15 protein-coding genes are annotated in these 20,810 nt (G+C 54.6%); 4 read left to right on the top strand and 11 right to left on the bottom strand.

The window, feature by feature from the left end:
- Positions 1–14: 14 nt before the first annotated feature.
- Entirely contained in the window at positions 15–896 is an 882-nt protein-coding gene (locus ACFSX3_RS12530) for a carbohydrate ABC transporter permease (RefSeq protein ID WP_209992353.1), read from the bottom strand.
- Between the two features lie 17 nt (positions 897–913).
- Complete coding sequence (locus tag ACFSX3_RS12525) at positions 914–1,897, bottom strand: ABC transporter permease (RefSeq protein ID WP_209992354.1); 984 nt, start codon at positions 1,895–1,897, stop codon at positions 914–916.
- Between the two features lie 161 nt (positions 1,898–2,058).
- Here ACFSX3_RS12525 and ACFSX3_RS12520 point away from each other — a divergent pair, with 161 nt between their 5' ends.
- Complete coding sequence (locus ACFSX3_RS12520) at positions 2,059–2,889, top strand: helix-turn-helix domain-containing protein (RefSeq protein WP_209992355.1); 831 nt, start codon at positions 2,059–2,061, stop codon at positions 2,887–2,889.
- Positions 2,890–3,468: 579 nt separating this feature from the next.
- Here ACFSX3_RS12520 and ACFSX3_RS12515 read toward each other — a convergent pair.
- The 8 genes from ACFSX3_RS12515 to ACFSX3_RS12480 form a co-directional block, all read right to left on the bottom strand.
- Positions 3,469–4,551, bottom strand: a complete 1,083-nt coding sequence (locus ACFSX3_RS12515) for an endo-1,4-beta-xylanase (RefSeq protein WP_379256744.1) — start codon at positions 4,549–4,551, stop codon at positions 3,469–3,471.
- Between the two features lie 43 nt (positions 4,552–4,594).
- Entirely contained in the window at positions 4,595–6,157 is a 1,563-nt protein-coding gene (locus ACFSX3_RS12510) for a glycoside hydrolase family 43 protein (RefSeq protein WP_209992357.1), read from the bottom strand.
- Between the two features lie 29 nt (positions 6,158–6,186).
- The gene (locus tag ACFSX3_RS12505; protein WP_209992358.1) at positions 6,187–8,106 is read right to left on the bottom strand and encodes a carbohydrate-binding protein; all 1,920 of its coding nucleotides are present in this window, start codon (positions 8,104–8,106) and stop codon (positions 6,187–6,189) included.
- Between the two features lie 204 nt (positions 8,107–8,310).
- Positions 8,311–9,369, bottom strand: coding sequence for an ABC transporter substrate-binding protein (locus ACFSX3_RS12500; protein WP_379256745.1), 1,059 nt, complete (start codon positions 9,367–9,369; stop codon positions 8,311–8,313).
- A 181-nt stretch (positions 9,370–9,550) separates the two neighbouring features.
- The gene (gene yjfF / locus ACFSX3_RS12495; protein WP_209992359.1) at positions 9,551–10,519 is read right to left on the bottom strand and encodes a galactofuranose ABC transporter, permease protein YjfF; all 969 of its coding nucleotides are present in this window, start codon (positions 10,517–10,519) and stop codon (positions 9,551–9,553) included.
- Entirely contained in the window at positions 10,509–11,549 is a 1,041-nt protein-coding gene (locus ACFSX3_RS12490) for an ABC transporter permease (protein WP_379256746.1), read from the bottom strand. Before ACFSX3_RS12490 ends, yjfF begins: the two co-directional genes overlap by 11 nt.
- Before the next feature lie 7 nt (positions 11,550–11,556).
- Entirely contained in the window at positions 11,557–13,080 is a 1,524-nt protein-coding gene (locus ACFSX3_RS12485; RefSeq protein ID WP_379256747.1) for a sugar ABC transporter ATP-binding protein, read from the bottom strand.
- A gap of 292 nt (positions 13,081–13,372) precedes the next feature.
- A complete protein-coding gene (locus ACFSX3_RS12480) occupies positions 13,373–14,413 on the bottom strand; it encodes an ABC transporter substrate-binding protein (protein WP_209992360.1) in 1,041 nt (346 codons plus the stop codon).
- 269 nt (positions 14,414–14,682) lie between these two features.
- Here ACFSX3_RS12480 and ACFSX3_RS12475 point away from each other — a divergent pair, with 269 nt between their 5' ends.
- From ACFSX3_RS12475 to ACFSX3_RS12465, 3 genes are read left to right on the top strand one after another with little or no spacing between them, the layout of a single operon-like run.
- Positions 14,683–16,485 carry a cache domain-containing sensor histidine kinase gene (locus ACFSX3_RS12475; RefSeq protein ID WP_209992361.1) on the top strand — a complete coding sequence of 601 codons (1,803 nt, stop codon included), beginning with the start codon at positions 14,683–14,685 and terminating at the stop codon, positions 16,483–16,485.
- Positions 16,486–16,487: 2 nt separating this feature from the next.
- Complete coding sequence (locus ACFSX3_RS12470) at positions 16,488–18,086, top strand: response regulator (protein WP_209992362.1); 1,599 nt, start codon at positions 16,488–16,490, stop codon at positions 18,084–18,086.
- Positions 18,083–19,045: a sugar ABC transporter substrate-binding protein gene (locus ACFSX3_RS12465; protein ID WP_209992363.1), complete on the top strand. Its 963-nt coding sequence runs from the start codon at positions 18,083–18,085 to the stop codon at positions 19,043–19,045. Before ACFSX3_RS12470 ends, ACFSX3_RS12465 begins: the two co-directional genes overlap by 4 nt.
- Positions 19,046–19,048: 3 nt before the next feature.
- Here the strand turns inward: ACFSX3_RS12465 and ACFSX3_RS12460 are convergent, their stop codons facing one another.
- Complete coding sequence (locus ACFSX3_RS12460) at positions 19,049–20,410, bottom strand: hypothetical protein (RefSeq protein WP_209992364.1); 1,362 nt, start codon at positions 20,408–20,410, stop codon at positions 19,049–19,051.
- Positions 20,411–20,810 lie beyond the last annotated feature (400 nt).

The following is a 20,810-nucleotide window of genomic DNA, read 5'->3' as shown; positions in this document are numbered from 1 at the left end:
ACTGAAGCACTGGCCTAGCCTTTTACCGAACCCAGCATGATGCCATGTACGAAATACTTCTGCAGGAACGGGTACACACAGATAATGGGAACAATAGAAACGACCATCGAAGTGACCTGTAAGGAGAAGCTGGTCACACCCGCCGAGGCACTGTTGGCTACCGCCAGCGAATCCATTGGAGAGTTGCTCTTGTTGATGACCTCCATCATGCGGAAGGCCAGCGTACGCAGTTCCTCGGACTGGACGAAATAAGCCGAATCCAGCCAGGAATTCCATTGCCCGACCCCCATGAACAAGGCCATAGTTGCCAGCACCGGCGTTGAGACCGGCAGGATGATGCGGAAGAATATCGTAAGCTCACCGGCCCCGTCTATATGCGCAGATTCTTTTAGCTCAGCGGGAATTTCACGGAAGAATGAGATCGCAATGAGCAGGAAGAACGTACTGAGCATGGACGGGATGATGTACACCGCAAAGGAATTTAACAAGCCCAGTGAACGCAGGACTACATAATAAGGGATCAGTCCGCCGGAGAAGTACATAGCGAATACGATCACTGTGAAATAGACCTTGCTGAATAACAGATCACGATGGGACAGGCCGTAAGCGACGATGCTGGTGAGCAGCAGTCCAAGTAGGGTGCCGGAAACCGTCCGCAGTACGGAGATCAGGAACGCCTTCACCCACTTGGGATCATCCATGAACACCCGGTAATTCTCCAGGGTAAAGTTCCGGGGCCACAGATACACACCGCCCAGCAGCGAGTCCGAGCCTTTATTGAAGGAAGCAATTAACACATAATAGAACGGATACAGCATCGTGAGCATAATAATGAACAATACCACATAGATCACGCTGTCAAAAACAAAATCCTTCTGCCGCTGACTCTTCAGCACAGCCTTTCCTCCTCTCTCTAAAATAGACTCGAGCCTGACACCCGTTTGGCAATATAGTTACTGGAGAATATCAGCGCTACCGAAATCACCGATTGAATTAAATCTATTGCCGCTGCATAGGAGAACCGCCCGTCGCTTAACCCCACCCTGAATGCGTAGGTCTGGACAATCTCAGAGGTTGGATTATTGATACTGTTGCCGAGCAGGTAGGCCTGCTCGAAGTTGGAGCCCACCAGTCCGCCGCCGAGAATACTTCCGATGGTCAGCACCAGTACAACAACGATGGTTCCCTTCATCCCCGGCAGGGTGATATAACGGATACGCGCCAGCCTTCCGGCACCGTCAATCTCAGCAGCCTCATAGAGGGAAGGACTGATTCCCGAGATCGCCGCCAGAAAAATAATCGTCCACCAGCCCATTTCCTTCCACACCGCACTCCCTACCGCCAGCCCCCAAAAGTAATTCGGACTGGTCAGGAAGGCCAGCGGCTCATCCGTGAAGCCCATCGCCATCAGCGCCTTATTGACCACACCGACATCGGCGGACAGGAAGGCATAGGATACGCCAACCACGACCACCCAGGAGATAAAATGCGGCAGATAGCTGATCGTCTGCACAAACCGCTTGAAGGCCATATGCTTCACTTCGTTCAGCATGATCGCCAGCAGAATCGGCGCCGGGAAGGCGAAGATAACCTTCAGCAGACTAAGGACCAGCGTGTTGCGGACCAGCTTGCCGAATTGATAGTCATGAACGAATTCATCGAAATACCTTAGCCCGACCCAATCGCTGGTGAAGATTCCTTTGATGCCGCCGGAGATGCTGTAATCCTTGAATGCCATCAGTATGCCGAACATCGGAGTATACGCGAAGATCAGCAGATAGATCATGCCTAGCCCGACGAACAAATGCAGTACTTTCTGTTTTTTAAACCGCTTCCATAAAAACGACCGCCGGCCGCTGCCGGTTCCGGGACTTTTTGGCTGTGTTTCCAATTCCATATGCGCTCCTCCCTCGTACCTTTAGTTTACCTGCAAGCCCGGGGACGGCGTAAGCCAACATTCTTAAGAAAGCGTTGTCATTTTTGAATACGCTTTCTTTGTTTATTTGTTGTATTCGTCATATAGTAGAAGTACTATGCTGAAGGATACAGGTGCTGATTATGAATTCTAGGGAATACGGACTCAACGAGGGTCCAATGGTAAAAGGGAACGGATATAAGCCCCCCAATCTGCATAGATGGGGACCCGGCGTCCGGGATGTATATGCGCTGCATTATATCGTAAGCGGCAGAGGTTACTTGAAGACCGGCCAGACGGTGCACCCTGTGGATACGGGCGAGAGCTTTATGATTTTTCCGCAGACGGAGGTGTATTACTATCCTGATCCGCAGGACCCGTGGGCGTATTGCTGGATTGAGTTCAGCGGGGCGGAGGCCTTGCGCTTACTTGCCATGATTCATATCTCACCGGACCAGCCCGTTGTAACGGCCGCCCCGCAGAATTTCAGGGCTATGTTCGATCAGGTCAAGAGTAATCAGCTGGAGCCGTATGCACGGGAGCGGTCGGATGCGGTGCTTCATCTGCTGCTGTCCTACTATATGGAGTATTATCCGAGCGAGCAGGCCAGTCTCAAGAAGGACTATGTAGGGTCAGCGAAGGCCTATATCGAGAGTAACTATTGGAAGTCTTCCTTGTCGGTGCTGGATGTGGTGGAATATGTGACTATTGAGCGCAGTTACCTGTTCCGGCTGTTCAAAAAAGAGACAGGCACCTCCATCTCCGGCTACCTGACCACCGTGCGCATCCGGCGGGCCTGTGAGCTGCTGGTGGAATCCCGCTTATCCATCAAGTCCTTATCCTACTCGGTGGGTTATCATGACCCGCTGTACTTCTCGAAGATTTTCAAGAAGGTTACTTCTTACACGCCGTCACAGTACAGGAAGGTGTATAGGGAGGGGACGCTGTCTCTTCCTTCGGCGGGTGAGGGGTGAGATTGGCGGGTGCCTTGGCAGGCGCGGGGATAATTTACTTGTGCGGGTGAACGATGCTGTTACTGGTGGTTGGTGGTTGGTGTTTTGCATACGATTAGCATAACGCACCTCTGCACCAACACATTTGAGCTGTATCCGGCTATCTGGAGCATTAGTGCTCTTCATTTGGTCTGATGACCGACTTTCGCCAGATTCAGGTGCACTAATGCACCTCATTTCCGCTCACAGCCGACTTTCGCCAGATTCAGGTGCACTAATGCTCCTCATTTCCGCTCACAGCCAACTTTCGCCAGATTCAGGTGCACTTGTACACCTCATTACTGCTCACAGCCGACTTTCGCCAGATTCAGGTGCACTAATGCTCTTCATTTCTGCCTACCGCTCAATTTCGGCCGATTCAAGGGCATTAATGCCCCTCATTTCCGCTCGCCGGCCAAATGTGTTCGGTTTTTCGCTTACATTCAGCCCACGCGACCGCACTGCCCATCCCAACAAAAAGGGCTGCTCCCGGCGCGTAGTGCGCAGCGGGAACAGCCCTTAAGTAATATGTGTTAATACATACCTCGTGCCTGCCTCAGCTTACTCAGCTGGAACGGTTTCCAGCACCGGCTGGAGATCCAGTTGAAGGTCTGGCTCAACCACACTGTCCGGCTGGATCACACTGTCGGTGATGTCCTGGGCGTCGGTGGTTTCCATCAGGGCTGATGAACCGCCCAGGTATTGTTTCAGCCACTTCAGGGCAGGGCGCTCTGTGCCGTTAGAATTCACCAGATGGGTGTTGGCTGCCCAGGTCTGATTCTGGATGTAGCCCCAGAGGGTTACGCCCTTAACGGAAGGATGGTTCCAGAGCACAGGGAATTTCGTTTGGTATCTGGCAAGCTGGGTGTTGTCATCACCGGTAATATCCAGCTCGGAGACATAGATAGGCAGGCCTGTAGCAGCAAGCTTATTCAGCACGGTATTCATAGTAGAGACGCTGACGTTATCCATATTGAAGTGATGGCACTGAATGCCGATGCCGTCGATCAGTCCTCTGGATTTCAGGATATTGATAATGTTCACGTACTTGTCGGCCGCACTGGGGTCACCGATAATGCCATATTCATTAATGTGCAGCTTGGCGTTAGGGAAGGCGGATCTGGCCTGCTGAAAGGACCAGATGACCCAATCCCAGCCGGTGCTTCCGTCGCCGCCGATGGCATTGCGGTAGGACGGCTTGGCATGAAGCGGTTCATTGACGACATCCACGAAAGCAGTCTTCGCCGAATAACGCTGGCCTGCCTGAGCAATGAATGAGCTGATCTCCGCTTTCTGCTCCGATGCCGGTAAGCCGGCCACCCAGTTCGGTTCCTGGCTTCCCCAGACGAGGGTATGGAACTTGAACGGGATGTTCCTACTGGAAGCATAGTTATAGATCATGTCCGCATTGCCCCAGTTCATCTGGTTGCGGTTGCCTTCGATGGAGCCCCATTTGGTGCCATTCTCAGGCGTTACCTGATTCCAGTAGGTAGTGAAGTTACCCGAAGCACTGCCTGCAATGATATTCCCCAGAAACTTCGATCCATTGGTAATTGCTGCGCTGGCATTGCCTGCCATCACAGAGGTGAGCAGGACACTCGCTAAGGCGAGCCCGCCCACGACCTTCTTAATTCTGTTTTTCAAGTGAATACATCTCCTTCTTCTAATTGGGTTGAAATTCAGACAACTATTCCAAACGCAGATAATCAAAATCAGCATAGCCGCCCGCTGACTTCGTCGCATAATTGAACAACGCAAACCGGTAGCCCATAAAGTGAGGCAGCGTATAAGACATCTGCAGCGTATTCCCTATGGATGTCCAGTTGTTGCCGTCCAGACTATAGGAGAAGTACGCCTTATCTGTCTGATTAGTGAAATCGCAGAGCACCTTCAGATAGACTCTGTTCTGGCTGAGCGGCACATTGGCCACTTGAGTCATGGACCCGGAGCTGGCATTGACCATCACAATGGACTTGGAATTGCCGGACATTTTCACGCCGACGAAGCCGTATTTAGCCTGAAAAGCAGCCAGCCCGGCAACATCCCCGTCCTTCATCCCGCCTGTCTCCAGGGCTGTGACGCCTGTGCTCTTCGGTCCGAACGTCCGCTGGGTCAGCGTGTTCCGGGCATCCAGCAGGCTTGTGCTTACCTTGCCGGTGGTCAGCCGCATGAAGCCTTGGCGCTGGGTCAGGGACCACTTCGAGTTATCGGGGTTGTGGTTCCACTGCCAGACTTTGGCTAATCCGTTTCCACTCGAAGGCGCCGTGAACTCGTCTGACGCATACACCTTCTTCACCGGATACCCTTCAGCAGGCAGGTTCAGGGTCCGCGGCGCTTTGCCCCCGCTTCCAAAGACCGGCCAGTTGCCGGACCAGGTTACCGGCACCAGATACGGCATCCGGCCAACCGCCCCGCTGTCCCTGAATAGCATCGCATACCAGGAGCCGGATGGCGTGTCCACGATGCCGCCCTGGGCAATGCCCGAGTCGTTAAGCGACACCTGCCCCGTATAACCTCCGGTTAAACTGGTGGAGCGGTAGGTCAATTGGGTGCGTCCGCTTCCCGAAGGCCAGCAGATCAGGAACACATAATAGTAGCCGTTGATCTTCTGGATATGCGCGCCTTCGGCCTTCACGATGAAGTTCGAACCGGCAATATTGCTGGAATTCGGGATGATGACCTGACTGATTCCGCCAGACTTGATAGCCTTGGCATATGCCGTCAGCTCAATCAGGCTGATATTATCAACTCCGTACACCAGGAAGACCCGGCCATTGTCGAACAGCAGTGAAGCATCGTGATAGTAGCTGCCCAGGACCGATGAGGTCCAGGGGCCATTTTCAATATTCGTCGTCTGATAGATATAAGTCCGGCCGGTTGAGTTGGACCCGAAGGACACATAGTAGATCCCGTTATTGTACCGGAGGCTGCTTGCCCAGGAGCCCTTGCCATACTCATTCTGTCCGTTGTTCAGGTTCTGGGCATTCCCGTTCGCATACGTATCGTAGACATAATTCACGATTTCCCAGTTCACCAGATCATAGGACTTCATGATAGGGACTCCGGGGGTCATATGCATGGTGGTGCTGGTCATGTAATACACATTGCCTACCCTGATGACATCATTGTCCGGGGCATCGGCATAAATAAACGGATTGGTAAAGGTCGCAGCAGCAACCGTAGAAGGATTGAACAGGATACCGAGCATGAGCGATATTGCCAGCAGGTACAACCCTGCCTTTTTAGCCATAATCCCATTCCTCCCGCCCCATTGCTTCGTCACTGGCTCCATTCAATATAATCCACATAGGCATCCCAGCTTCCATTATCCGTGGTAACCACCAGCTTGACCTCCTGATTGCCGGTGGCGTGGGCCACATTGGTCAACGTCTGTACCGAGGGCGTTGTGCCGCTGAAATTGAAGGAGCCAACGTTCACACCGCCGATTAACAGATCCACCCGCGCCGTAGAGGAATTGTTAGAAGCCCCCCGGACGGAGAAGTTATGCGTGCCGTAGGCATAATACTGATTGAACGCAGCAGCGTCATCATTTCCGTAAAGCACCACTCCGTTAAAAGGTGAAGTGATCTTGCCCGCATAGGTCCCGCTGAGCGTCATGTCCTCCGCTTCCACCTTGCTCACTGGAGGAGGTGTCGTGCCGCCATCGCCGCCCGTCGAGAACTGCCAGTAATCGAAGTTGAACAGATTGCCGGAGCCTGATCCGGTGAAGACCAGATAGAGTCTGTGCACCCCTGCCGCATTGCTGACCGTAGTCTGTACCTCCTGCCAGGACTGCGCTCCTCCTGTATTAGGAACATTCAGCGTGCCGACCAGCGGGCCGGTTGCGCTGTCGAGCCGGATTTCGATCCGGCCGCCGCCTGTGGCTGATGCCACATTCGCCTTGAAGCTGGAAGCGCCGGAGCCGAAATCGGCATTGCCCACGGCAACCCAGTCTCCATTGTTAATATTGGTCACATTCATATTGCCAACCGGACCGCCCGCTGCCTGCGTACGTTCCGTTGTAATGCCTGCATTCCAGCCGATCGTCTCGGCCTCCACCCGGGTGTACGGATTGAGATTGGCAATCTGGGCGATGCCCGCCATATCTCCCTGAACCTCCTGGATGGTTCCGTTCGCATTATGGACCAGCTTGTTGATATGCGGAGAACGGTAGCCTTTGCCGTCACCGAGGACAGCCTTCGCCACAGTCTGGGCATGATAGACAACGTACCATTGGTTATTGAAATTAAATACCGCATGGTGGTTGTTGCCGCCAACTCCGAAGAACGTGTAAGGATTCTTCAGGAAATGTCCGGTGTACGTAAACGGCCCCATTGGACTGTTGCTGACCATATACCCGATTTCGCCTGCCGGATAGGCAGCCGGGTGCGTGCCGGAGAAGTTGAAGCAATACGAGTAATAATATTTGCCGCCGTACTTGTGGATGCCCGAATCCTCAAACATATAGGGAGCATCAATAGTGGAGGCGCTTCCAACAATGCTGGTCATATCCGCACCGAGTCTCAGCACGCGGGCTGTCTTGGGATTGGCAATAGATGCCGGGTTCGAAGTGTTGGGGATGCCCCCGCCCGCATACAGATAGCCGCTGCCGTCATCATCGACCAGCACCGCCGGGTCAAACAACCAGGTCACCCCGGACATTCCCGGTGTATTGCCTGTCACCAGCGCTTTGCCCAGCGGATCGGACCATGGACCAATCGGAGAGTTGGCTGTCAGTACCCCGATGCCTGATGCGCCGTTGGCGAAGTACAGGAAGAATTTATCCTGGCCGTTGATTTTTTTGACGGCTGCTGAAGGTGCCCAGGAGAGCGAGGCCCACTTGGCAATGCCCGCAGAACCGTTGACATTATTGGCTCCGGCTACCGGAATGGCGCCATGGTCCGTCCAGTTCACCATATCTGCCGAAGAGATGACATTGATTTTGTTCAGTGCACTGAAATCATTGTCCTTCACGGTTCCGTTGCTGTTATAGACATAAGCGTCACTCGACATATAGATATAGACTCTTCCGTTATACGTCAATGCGAAGGGATCGGCACCCAGCTTGTGATCCATCAGCGGATTGGAATTTCCCGGCTGTTTGGCTGTGGCATTCCCTGCCGCCTGAGCAGACAGCATAGGCAGACAGCCCAGCAGCAGAACAAAGGTGATCGCAAGCACCGAGAGCTTTTTGAACATCGGCATTCTCCTCCATTACATTTTTTTGTAAACCCTTTCAATTGGATGCGTTACTTATGCCGGAAGCTCACAATCCTCCCCTCCTATTGAATTACTTGAATGAATCTACTAATATTTGTTATTCGAGTTCATCTTAATATACTTCTGCCCAATGAACAATGTAGATTTTTGTTTGAAAAGTTGAAATTTTTTGGTTTTTTTGTCTTAATATTTGCGGTTGTTGATCTCCATAGCGGCCAGCTCCTGGGTGTATATATCCTCCGGGGTCACCATTCGCTTCGGCAGAGTCCGGCCAGCCATAATTTCCTTCACGGCCTGCATCAGCAGCGGTCCGAGCAGCGGATTACATTCGACCACAGCGTTGATGCTGCCCGCCACCATCTGCTCAAATGCCCGCCGCGTGCCGTCCACCGACACAATAATAATATCCTCTCCCGGCACAAGTCCGGCCTCCTTAATAGCCTCCACTGCGCCGATTGCCATATCGTCATTATGAGAATAGAGCACCTGAGGCCACTGCTCCTTCGGCTGCTGCATGAAGGTCTTCATCACCTCATGACCGCCGCTGCGCGTGAAATCCGCCGGGGCGCTCAGGGTAATCCGCAGGTTCGGCTGATCGGCAAGCATCTTGCGGAACCCGCGCCCGCGGTCGATGGACGGCGTTGAGCCTACAGTTCCCTGCAATTCTGCAATGCGGATCTCTTCGCTATGATGGCGCATCTTGTCCCTCACATACTTGGCCGCCTTTACCCCTTCTTCGTAGAAGTCAGAGCCAATGAACGTGACATAGAGCGAGCTGTCCGGTACATTCACTGAACGGTCCAGGATAATCACCGGAATTCCGGCCTGCTTAATCTCCAGCAGAATCGGCTCCCAGCCGGTCTGCACCACAGGCGCAATGGCAATCACATCGACCCCGCTGCGGATAAAAGAACGGATGGCCTCGAACTGCTTCTGCTGATCCTGCTCAGCGTTCTTCAGCAGCAGCGTAATCCCCGCCTCCCCGGCGGCTTCGCGGATCGATGCGGTGTTCGCTTCCCGCCAGGTGCTCTCCGACCCGAGCTGGGAGAAGCCCAGCCGGGCCGGCTTGTCTGCGGTAATCTCTGCTGCGGGTTGCAGCAAGCCTGTAAGGGCCGCAGGAGAAGGCCCCTGCATAGGCAGCGCTTGTGGCCCGCTGTTATTCCCGCCACCTGTGCAGCCTCCCAGCAACAACAGTGTTAGGACGAAGAACAGCAGCACCAGGCACTCTTTTACCGTTCGCAAGCAGATCCCCCCTTCCGTATGATAGCGATTACAATTATATAGCAAGTGGAAACGGCTTTGCCATCCTTTTAAAGGACGGCATTCGTTTCGGCGAGAAATAGAAAGATAATTTATAGCGTGAAACATATACATTTCAAAAAAATGGAGAGACAAGTGTAATTTGTCTCTCCATGCGCCGTGCTTATTCTTTTAAGGTCAGCCGCCTGGAGCTTAGCACCCGCTGCAGCAGGATGAAGATGAACAGCAGCAGGCCGATGACGATCTTCGTCCACCAGGAGCTGAGTGTACCCTCGAAGCTGATAATCGTCTGAATCACGCCCTGGATCAGCACACCGAAGAAGGTGCCCAGCACATATCCGACCCCTCCGGTCAGCAGCGTGCCGCCAATAACGACAGCCGCAATCGTGTCCAGCTCGAAGCCGACGGCATGCAGCCCGTACCCCGACAGCATGTAAAAGGTGAACACCACACCTGCCAGCGCCGAGCATAGTCCGCTAAGCGTATAGACCAGCACCTTGGTTCTCGCTACGGGCAGCCCCATCAGCAGCGCCGATTGCTCGTTGCCCCCAAGTGCATACACATTGCGCCCGAACCGGGTATAGTGGGCCGTGAAGATAGCGGCTGCTACGACAAGTATGGCGATAACCGCGCTGATGGAGAGGAAGCTGCCGCCCGGCAGCGGAATTCGCGTCTGGGCCATGGCGGTGTAGAAGGTGTTATCGATGGTAATGGTATCAATGCTGATGACATAGCATAAGCCCCGGGCCAGGAACATTCCTGCCAGTGTGACGATGAACGGCTGGATGGAGAAATAATGAATAATCGCTCCCATAGCCGTGCCAAATACGGCGCCCATCAGGAGTACCAGCGGGATGACCACGGCGGGCGGCCAGCCCTGCTGCTGTACAAGGCTCGCCGAGACCATTGTGGATAACGCAATCACCGAGCCGACCGACAGATCGATGCCGCCGGACAGAATAACAAAGGACATGCCCACTGCCGTGATTAGCAGAAAGGCATTGTCCACCAGCAGATTCATCAGCACCTGTAGGGAGAAGAAGCCGGTGTACCGGAAGGAACCGGCGGTAAACATGACGATGAACAGCAGGATGGTGACTACTATCGGAATATACTTGCGGTTAAGAGGCATGACGGCTCATCTCCTTCTCAGCGGGGTAATGCCGCGACTTCCAGCGGACGGCAATCGCGGCGCGGAAGGTGTCCGACTGGATCAGGCAGACGGCCAGGACGACACAGGCCTTAACAACCAGCGTAATCTCCGGCGGCACGCCAATCATATAGATGGTGGTGGTCAGCGTCTGGATAATCAGCGCTCCGATCACGGTGCCGGTCAGATAGAAGCGGCCGCCGTTCAGCGACGTCCCGCCGATGACCACGGCCAGAATAGCGTCCAGCTCATACCAGAGACCGGCATTGTTGCCGTCAGCACTGGAGACATTCGAGCTGAGCAGCAGGCCTGCGATGCCGGCGCAAAGGCCGCAGAACACATAGACAGACAAGATGACTAAGTGGGCACGGATGCCGGACATCTTACTGGCGGCCGGATTGCAGCCCACCGATTCGATGAACAGGCCGAGGGCCGTCCGCCGGGTAAGCAGCAGAGCGATCACCAGAACCAGCGCTACGACAAAAATAGAAAAGGGCAGCGCAGCCAGTGAACCGGACCCGATATACGCATACTTAGTGCTGGTTACCGTAATAATCTGTCCGCCGGTAATGAGCTGGGCGATCCCCCTTCCCGCAACCATTAGAATCAGCGTGGCAATAATCGGCTGAATCCCGGCCCCGGAGACCAGCAGTCCGTTCCAGGCCCCCAGCATCAGGGACAAGCCTGCGGCCAGCAGCACCGAGGTCAGGATCAGCCCCATACTGTTCTGATCCGCTCCTCTGCTGATACTCAGGCAGGCGATAGCGCCCGAGATGGCTACTATGGAACCGACTGACAGGTCGATCCCCTTGGTAGCCACTACCAGCGTCATTCCGATAGCTACGAGGATCAGCGGGGCACCGAAGTTCAGTATGTCGATCAAGCTGCCGTATAAATGCCCGTCATGGACAGTGATGGAGAAGAAATCCGGCGAATAACACAGGTTGAACAGCAGCAGCGCAGCCAGAACGCACAGCGGCCAGAATAAATGATGCTTCATTATTGAGCTCATGATCGATTCAGCCTCCCGCAATCGCCTGCATAATCTGCTGCTGGCTCATGTCCTTCTCTGAAATTTCCTTCACCTTGCGGCGGTCGCGCAGAATGGCGATCCGGTCGCTGACCCGCAGCACCTCCTCCAGCTCCGAGGAGATGAACAGGAACGACATCCCCTGCCGGGAGAGCGTCAGCACCAGCTTCTGAATCTCTGCCTTGGCTCCGATATCGATGCCCCGCGTCGGCTCATCGAGGATGAACAGCTCCGGCTCCGTCAGCAGCCAGCGGGCCAGCAGCACCTTCTGCTGATTGCCGCCGCTGAGGTTCTTGATCAGCTGGTCCGGGCTGGGAGGATTGATATTCAGCATGCGGATGTATTCTCCGGCCAGCTCCTCCTGCCGCTTACGCGGGATCGTCTTGAACATCCCGTCCTTGGCCTGGAGCGCCAGAATAATGTTCTCTCTTACCGTCAGATCGCCGATGATCCCCTCGGTCTTGCGGTTCTCCGAGCAAAAGGCGATCCGCCGCCCTATAGCTTCCCGGGGGGAGTGCACCCCGCCGCCAGTTGACGGCAGGATCACTTGCCCGAAGTCCGGCTTATCGGCACCGAACAACAGCCGTGCCGCCTCCGTCCGCCCGGAACCCAGCAGCCCGGCCAGTCCGACGACCTCTCCCTTGCGGATCGTCAGGTCGAACGGCTCGATTCCGCCCCGGCGGCCCAGCCCTTCCGCCCTCAGCAGCTCATCGCCCAGGCTGTTCTTGTCCTGTGCTGCAAGCTCAGGCAGCTCCTCCAGCAGATGAAGCTCCTTGCCGATCATTTTGAGTACGAGATCCAGGCGGCTTAGCTCGTTAGCCATGTATTCACCGACCAGCTCACCGCCGCGCAGAATGGTAACCCGGTCGGAGATTTCATACATCTGGTCCAGAAAATGCGTCACAAACAGGATCGACAGCCCCTCCTGCTGAAGCTTCCTCATAATGCGGAACAGCTGATCCACTTCGTTCTGATCCAGGCTTGAGGTCGGCTCATCCAGAATCAGCACCTTCGCGGAGATATTCAGCGCTCTGGCAATGGCAACCAATTGCTGAACCGCTACAGAGTAGCTCTGCAGGGGAAGGGTAACGTCAATGTGCAGATTCATCCGTTCCCGGAGCAGTTCCGCTGCCCGCAGGTTCATCTGCTTCCACTGGATGCAGCCGAACCGCCGCGGCTCCCGGCCGATGAAGATGTTCTCGGCGACCGTCAGGTTGGGGCACAGATTCACCTCCTGATACACGGTGCTGATGCCCGCAGCCTGCGATTCCTGCGGGCTGCGCATGGAGATGGCTGTGCCCTCCATCTCCACAAGGCCTTCGTCAATCGAATAGACGCCGGTCAACACCTTGATCAAGGTGGATTTACCAGCGCCATTCTCGCCCATCAAGGCGTGCACCTCGCCAGGGAACAGGCGCAGACTCACATCTGTCAGGGCTTTCACCCCCGGAAAACGTTTATGTATCCGGGTCATTTGCAATATGGGCTGCTGTGTGCTCAAGGCTATATCCACTCCTTCTTCTCCATAGACAACCACTCCGGCGGTTCAAGGACCGCCGGAGCAAAGGTCCTACCCGACTTGCTGCTATATAAAACGCACTTAAGGTTTGAACTCGAAGCTTGGTCGTCACTGCGGTGAACATTTGGACTTCCGGCCGCTGTTGTCAACAGATTTCTTGATTTAATCCGCTCTTCGCGGTTGAAATCCGTTGACAAAGGCGGACGCTGCCGCTCCTCCAGTTCCAAATTCCCCCTCCGCTTCTTTTTGCTTTTCGTTAATTTCTTTAGTGTGTCTTATATAGTATTTAATACTGGCGGCTAGGCAAAGCTTCCTTGGCCTGGTCGGAAGTGAATGTCGATTCCTCGGTCACGATCCGGGCCTCTACCGGCTTGCCGTCGACCACATCTTTAACTACCTGCATCAGCTGAGGTCCAAGCAGCGGGTTGCACTCGACGATGAAGTTGATTTTACCTTCACTGGCGGCCTGCATTCCGTCCTTCACGGCATCGACAGAGATAATCTTGATATCCTGGCCCGGCTTCAGGCCTGCTGCTTCAATCGCTTGAATAGCCCCCAGCGCCATATCGTCATTATGGGCATACAGCACATCAATTTTCTTATTGGCCTTCAGGAAGGCCTGCATGACCTCCTTGCCCTTGGCGCGGGTGAAGTCACCGGTCTGTGAAGCAATGACCTTGAGGTGCGGATTGTCCTTAATGGTCTCGGCGAAGCCTGCCATCCGGTCATTGGCCGGAGCAGAGCCTGTAGTTCCCTGCAGCTCAACAATGTTAACGTCCTCGGAAGCGTCTTTATACTGCTCGGTCAGCCACTTCCCTGCCTTGCGGCCTTCTTCCACGAAATCGGAGCCCAGGAAGGTAACATACAGCGAGGTATCCTTGGAATCTACCGCACGGTCTGTCAGAACGACCGGGATGCCCGCCGCCTTCGCCTCCTTCAGTACTGTATCCCAGCCGGATTCCACTACCGGAGAGAAGGAGATGACATCGACCTTTTGCTGGATAAAAGAACGCAGCGCCTTGATCTGATTCTCCTGCTTCTGCTGGGCATCCGAGAATTTCAGCGTGTAACCCGCTTCCTTGGCTGAATCCTGAATGGACTTCGTATTCGCGCTGCGCCAGCCGCTCTCCGCCCCGACCTGCGAGAAGCCGAGCGTGATGTCCTTGGCCTCTTTGGTGGCATTTGCCGCCGGCGCCTTCGTTGCTGCACTGTCTGTCTTGCCCGCATCCGCCGCCGTGTTCCCGCCGTTATTGCTGCTGCATGCCCCTAATAGGGTCATGGACAGGGTCAGGGCAAGCACAGCCCCCACTTTTCCAAGCTTTTTCATATCTCGTTATTCCTCCCCCTTGACGTTCACCTTGTTCCGGTGTTGTGCCCATTATAGAACGCTTACAGAAGAGCATTATACGGGCAGCCTTTGGCGTTTACTTTCTAATTTTGGGTTTATTCCCTCCGAATAGGTATTTTGGTGTACTTTTTTATTCAAAAGGTGGATATTTTGTTTGCGCTTTCTTTTTTGTTTCGGTATTCCAATATTTGTTATAAAATAGAGTTAGGAACGGCATCTACTCCACTTGTGAAAGGGAATTCCCGATAATGCGGATTACACGCTGGATCTCCTCCAGTCTTAGAGCCAAACTGCTGGCTTTGTTCATAGTGCTGTCCACCATACCGCTGATTGCCGTCGGCCTCATTTCCTACCAGAAATCCTACCAATCCATCTCCAGTCACAGCAAGGCTTCAAGCATGCTTCAGGCCGAAATGCTGGGAACGAATATGGACAACCTGTTCAAGGATACCGAGCGTCTGCTGGAGCTTAGCAATAATCCTCAGGTCATCCACTTTCTGTTCTCGCAGTCGGAGACCTATCAGGAGGCCAAGGACATTCTGCAGACCTTCACCCTCTACCGGGACACCTACAAGTATGAGAATGTGCTCAACATTAGCCTGATTAATCTGTACGGCAAAGGCATCAGCGAGCGCCGGGGAATCTTCCAGTCGGCCAGCAACCCGCTGCGTAATCCGCATTTTCAGGCGTTATCCCAGCAGCCGGAGCTTATTCTCCGGGTGCCCCCGCCGCTGATTACCGGCTATGACCGGGTAGACGGCTTCACCTACGGGGATGAGGGTGTGATCTCGATTATGACGGCGGTCAAACAGCGGATTACACATGAGGTCATCGGTTATATCATTGTGGATCTGAGCGATTCCTTCATTAAAGAGTTCTGCGACAAGGTGACGATCGGCACTACCGGATTCTTCTACCTGCTGGACGAGCAGAACAATCCCCTCTATGTTCCTCCTGTACGGGCAGGAGAGCTGGCCGTTATTCAGGACAACCTGATCCCATCAGGGGAACGGGGCAGAAGCGGCAGCTTCGTGCTTCAGACGGGCGGCCCGCCCCGGTTCATCGTCCATACCTCGTCGCTTGCGACTGGCTGGACGATTATCGGCATAGCCCCGCTGCAGGAGATCGTGGCCGAGGCGAACCGGATCAGGCAGCTGATTATTATCAGCGTGGGCTTAAGCATTATTTTTGCAATCACGCTCCATTATCTGCTGACCCGGCGGCTAACCCGGCCCATCCAGCTGCTCCAGCACAAGATGCGCCTGACCGCAAGTGGCTATCTGGAAGCCAAAGTCAAGCCGGACGGTACCGATGAGATCGCCGATCTCGGGCAGAGCTTCAACATTATGGTGGAGCAGATCAAAGAGCTGCTGGCCCAAAGCATCCGTAAGCAGCAGCAGCTCCAAAAGGCAGAGCTGCGGACGCTTCAGGCGCAGATCAACCCTCATTTTCTATATAACACGCTGGATTCGATTGTCTGGATGGCGGAAGCGGGGAATCACGATGGCGTGATCCGGCTGGTGAAGGCGTTATCCGCGTTCTTCCGGCTTAGCCTCAACAACGGGCGCGACTGGATACAGATCCGCTCCGAGCTGGCCCATGTGCAGAGTTATCTGATTATCCAGCAGATGCGCTACCACGACATCCTGGAGTTCAAGCTGGAAGTGGCGGAGGAGCTGCAGGAGTATCCGATTCTGAATATGACCCTGCAGCCGCTGGTCGAGAACGCCCTGTATCACGGAATCAAGAATAAGCGGGGCATGGGACTGATCCGCATCAGCGCGTACACCGACGGAGGCTCCATTATGCTTACGGTCTCCGACAATGGCATCGGCATTCCCGCCGGGCGGCTGGAGACGCTGCGGGAATCGGTCGAGCATCCCATCCAGTCGGAGGAACCCGAGGACACCGGCCAGGGCGGCTTCGGACTGCAAAATGTGCATCAGCGGCTGCGGCTGTATTTTGGACCCGAATATGGTATCCGTCTGGACAGCTCGGAAGGCTATGGCACACAGATTACGGTTCGCATACCCAAGAACAGGGGGATATAGTGATGAAGAAGATTATGCTGGTGGATGACGAGATCCTGATCCGCGAGAATATCCGGGAATGCATCGATTGGGAGAAGGAGGGCTTCCTCTATTGCGGTGACGCTCCCGACGGTGAGCTGGCGCTCCCTATTATTGAAGCGCAGCTGCCCGACATTCTGATTACTGATATCAAAATGCCGTTCATGAACGGCCTGGAGCTTACCTCTGTCGTCCGCCAGAAATTCCCGCAGATCAAAATCATCATTCTCAGCGGCCACGATGACTTCCAGTATGCCCAGAAGGCGCTGCGCCTGGGGGTGGAGGACTACTGCCTGAAGCCGTTCAGCGCTGCCGATCTGCTACAGCTTCTGCGCAGCGTCAGCGCACGGATTGATGAGGAATTACGGATCAGGCACAAATATGCCTACACCCCCGAGAATCTGTTCGCGGATCTGTGCGGAGGCTTGATCAGCACCGCTGCCGCCTACGAAGCAGCGGCCCAGCTGGAGCTGCAGTTAACAGCTCCTTACTACGCCGCCGCTATATTCACTCTGCAACCGCAGAATATGGAGGAGTCTCCGGAGCCTTCCCCCGCTTCACCGGATGCAGAGGCGCTGTTAGGAGGCCTGCTCAAGGAGGCGGCCGACAGCTTCATTTACAAGCGCAGCCGCACGGAGATGGTCCTCATCTATAAAGGCAGTGATCCGGTCCAGATGAACCATACCCTGGATGAGCTGTGCGCGGCTGCGAAGCAGCGGCTGAGGGAAGGCTGCGGGCTGGAGCTGTCCGTCAGCCGGGGCAAGGTCTGCGAACGTCTGCAGGGCATCCATCTCTCCTATCTGGAAGCCGAGAATGACCGGATGTTCAAGCAGATGTCCAGAATGCATTCCGCCGCCATGCTTGAGGCGTATTATGACCCTAGCGCCCATGGGGTTCTGCTCGACAGAAGCCGGCTGGTCCAGTTCCTGAAGTCAGGCGACCACAGGCAAATGCCCGGCTTCCTGCTGGAGCTGTCCAAGGAGCTTGAGCAGATGAACTGGAACTCAGGATATGCCTGTTACCTGATGAACGATATCACTCTGGAGCTGGTCCAGTCAGCGAAGAACGGGTTCCGTGCAGCCGCGGGCCACGCCGGCATACTCCAGGAATTGCAGACACCGCTGAAGCAAATCTCCAGTAGTGATGACGGCCTTCAGTATCTCAAGCAGTTATACGAGCGGCTATGGGAATGGCGGTCCGAAGGAGCGGACAAGCACCGTGAGCTGATCGACCGGGTGAAGCAGTATATCCGTGAGCAATACGACAAGGAGCAGCTCTCCCTGAATGACATCTCCAAAGTGGTCCGGGTCAGTCCCAGCCATCTGAGCAAAACCTTCAGTCAGGCGACCGGGCAGACCATCACCGAATTCCTGACGGCTACACGTATGGACCGGGCCAAGGAGCTGCTGAAATCTACGGGGCACAAAACCTTTGAAATCGCCTATCTGGTCGGCTACAACGATCAGCATTATTTCTCCAACCTGTTCAAAAAAGTAACGGGGATGACGCCCATGGAATTCCGCAAGCAGGGAAATACTGAGGAGCCGCTGCACGCGATCCGCAGAGGGGCGGGAAATGCGTGAGCGTATATAGGGTTCGGGGATGGTCCGTGCTTCTCCTGCTGCTGACGGCAGGCTTCCTGCTTGGCGGCTGCCTTAAGGCTGCCGGAGCAGCGGATACTCCTCCGATGGGCGCGGGAGATTCCCCGTCAAGCACGAGCGAAGAACCTCCGCTGACCTTCGGCATTATCTACCCTATGGTGAATGCCACTTACGAGATGATCACCGGAAAAGCGGAAGCGGTAGCCCGGAAGCATAACGTGGAGCTGCTGGTGCAAGCTCCCGATGAAGCCAATCTGGAGCAGCAGATCCGCATCATGGAGATGATGATTAAACGGGGGGTAGACGGCATTGCGATTGCTCCGGTGGATTCGCAGGCGCTCACCGCCATGATTAACAAAGCGGCCGCCCAAGGAATTCCTGTGGTCTGCTTCGAATCGGATTCGCCTGCCAGCCGGAGAGCAGCCTATATCGGGGCGGATAACCGGGCAACCGGCGCAGTGATGGGCCAGACCGTGGAACGTCTGCTAAGCGGCAAAGGAATGATTCTGGTCGAGTCCGGGATGTCCCGGATGCAGAGCACCCGGGAACGCCTGCTTGGACTTGAGGCCTACCTGACTCAGCATACGGACATTGATGTACTGGAGATCCGCCACAATGACGGCAGTGAGGAGCGGGCTGCGGGGCAGCTGGAGCAGATGATCTCAGATCATCCCCATTTCAGCGCGCTGGTCAATCTGGATTTTGTCTCCGGTACCAGCTCTGTCCTGGTCTGGAAGGCCAAGGGGCTGAAGCGTTATAATCTCGCCCTCGGCCTCACCCCTGCCTTGCAGCAGGCGCTGGATAACGGCCAGATTACCCGCGTAATCTCACAGAACGAGCAGAACTGGGGCGAGGATATCATCAACACGCTGCTTTTAAAGGCCAAAGGCTTAGACACAGTCAAATGGATCAACACGGATATTGCAATTATTGGGGAGTAGCCTTTAATAATCCCCGGCGCTCAGCTTCAGAATCGTGCCGGTGGAAGCCGGAATGACATCCGCATAACTCCCAAGTCCGAAATAGAAATCGCCGTTCTGTTCCTCGAAGGAACGGGCGAACGTATCCCGGCTGAAGCGGAAGACTTCGCTCCAGCCTTCCCCGCTGGCTGCGAAGCTGGCAGTATTTTTTCGGTAAACAACATTCGTATATTGTCCTGAGGCTTCCTTCACGTAACCGAGCACATATACCGTTTCCCCGCGCTCCAGAATATCCATAGGCACTACAGCAGAGTCAGGCAACAACTCCTTGCGCACATTCTGGAAGTTAGCTCCGGCCGAGAACAGTCCCTGCGGGATAGCTTGATGATCGTTATAGATCACCCCTGCAATATAAAGCAGCCGGTCGTTCACCGGGGTCGTACGCAGGAGCTTCAGCCAAGGCTGGCCGCTGACACCGGGAACATTCACTTCACCCGCTTTGATAACGAAGCTGAGCCCCGGGAACAACTGGGTACTGGTAAAAGTCAGCTTGGACGTCTGAATCCCCCCGCTGCTGTTCTGCTTGATGGAAGTCATATACCCCTTGTCATTTGCAATGCCCTGGGTCTTACCTGCCGTGGCCGAGGAAGCATACAGTGTGTCGCCCAGCTCGAACAGATTGTACGCACGCATAATACCATACTGGGAGACAGAGCCGAAGCGGGTCCAGGTTGCTCCCCTGTTCGAAGACACGTAAATCAAAGGCCCTTCGTTAGCGCCCAGTGCTGCGTATAGCTTGCCTTTGTAGTAGGCCATATCGTACACATGGATACCTCCGGGAATGTTCATGTATTGGTCCCAGTGATCCCCGTTCAGCCGATAAAAATTCCCATAGGCCCACCCTGGTACCCTGGAGTCATGCCCGGGAATATACAGCTCCCCGTTCAGCACCTTGAAAGTGTCGATCTGTTCATCCATAACATACACATTGGTGGTCACCTTACCTGTCGCCGGGTTGGTATATGTAACGTCCTGGACAGAGAATTTATTCTGGGCAAGATCCCAGTAATAGATTGGAACCGGCCCCGCATTGGGCGAAGGCGCATTGTTGCTGCTGTTGCCGTGGCCCAGATAGATTTTGCCGCCAAAAAGCTGCATGTCCCAGACATTACGCGCGTAAGGCGCTTTCTTGAACGGGCTGCCCAGCACCGTCATGGAAGAACTGACATCCACAGCAGCCGGAGCCGGAGCCGCCGCCTCTGTCCCGATAAACTGTTCACTCTGGATAGGCGAAGCCAGTACCTGCCCCCCTCCCGCATAAGACACAGCACCCAGCAGCATAAGCCCTACAGACAATCGGCTTATATGTTTTATTACTCCATGCATAGTAAATCCTCCTAATCTTTGGAATGAAGCAATAATAAACTAATTATTTGTAAAAAAGAAGATTCAGAGGAAATATTAGTACTTCCGGTATACCGGCAAGGTAAACGCGTAGCGGCAGGGCTGGGCGGGAAGACCCAGAGTTGCGGGATGCGGGATGCGGGATGCGGGATGCGGGATGCGGGATGCGGGATGCTATGTATTAGAGAGGATGAATAGTTGAGTAATTCAAGCAGTAAACAAATGGAAAAGTGTATCTTAATTCGCCGGTTTCCGGGATCATCCGGGATCATTAGTATCTGGGTCGGTGGGAAGGTACCCTGAAATATGACACTGGTCAGTGATGTGCGGGTTGCGTGCGTTGTATATCGGGGCTACTGTCTGTGATGGATGTGAAGTATGC

Source organism: Paenibacillus rhizoplanae (assembly GCF_042684125.1).
Taxonomy (GTDB): Bacteria; Bacillota; Bacilli; order Paenibacillales; family Paenibacillaceae; genus Paenibacillus_AQ; species Paenibacillus_AQ rhizoplanae.
This window is presented reverse-complemented; position numbering and strand designations above follow the sequence as displayed.

What these genes read in the sequence shown, in the direction of transcription:
- ACFSX3_RS12525 (WP_209992354.1), bottom strand. Translation starts at nt 1,897, where the DNA reads ATGGAATTGGAAACACAGCCAAAAAGTCCCGGAACCGGCAGCGGCCGG.
- ACFSX3_RS12520 (WP_209992355.1), top strand. Translation starts at nt 2,059, where the DNA reads ATGAATTCTAGGGAATACGGACTCAACGAGGGTCCAATGGTAAAAGGG.
- ACFSX3_RS12510 (WP_209992357.1), bottom strand. Translation starts at nt 6,157, where the DNA reads ATGGCTAAAAAGGCAGGGTTGTACCTGCTGGCAATATCGCTCATGCTC.
- ACFSX3_RS12505 (WP_209992358.1), bottom strand. Translation starts at nt 8,106, where the DNA reads ATGTTCAAAAAGCTCTCGGTGCTTGCGATCACCTTTGTTCTGCTGCTG.
- yjfF (WP_209992359.1), bottom strand. Translation starts at nt 10,519, where the DNA reads ATGCCTCTTAACCGCAAGTATATTCCGATAGTAGTCACCATCCTGCTG.
- ACFSX3_RS12490 (WP_379256746.1), bottom strand. Translation starts at nt 11,549, where the DNA reads ATGAGCTCAATAATGAAGCATCATTTATTCTGGCCGCTGTGCGTTCTG.
- ACFSX3_RS12480 (WP_209992360.1), bottom strand. Translation starts at nt 14,413, where the DNA reads ATGAAAAAGCTTGGAAAAGTGGGGGCTGTGCTTGCCCTGACCCTGTCC.
- ACFSX3_RS12475 (WP_209992361.1), top strand. Translation starts at nt 14,683, where the DNA reads ATGCGGATTACACGCTGGATCTCCTCCAGTCTTAGAGCCAAACTGCTG.
- ACFSX3_RS12470 (WP_209992362.1), top strand. Translation starts at nt 16,488, where the DNA reads ATGAAGAAGATTATGCTGGTGGATGACGAGATCCTGATCCGCGAGAAT.
- ACFSX3_RS12460 (WP_209992364.1), bottom strand. Translation starts at nt 20,410, where the DNA reads ATGCATGGAGTAATAAAACATATAAGCCGATTGTCTGTAGGGCTTATG.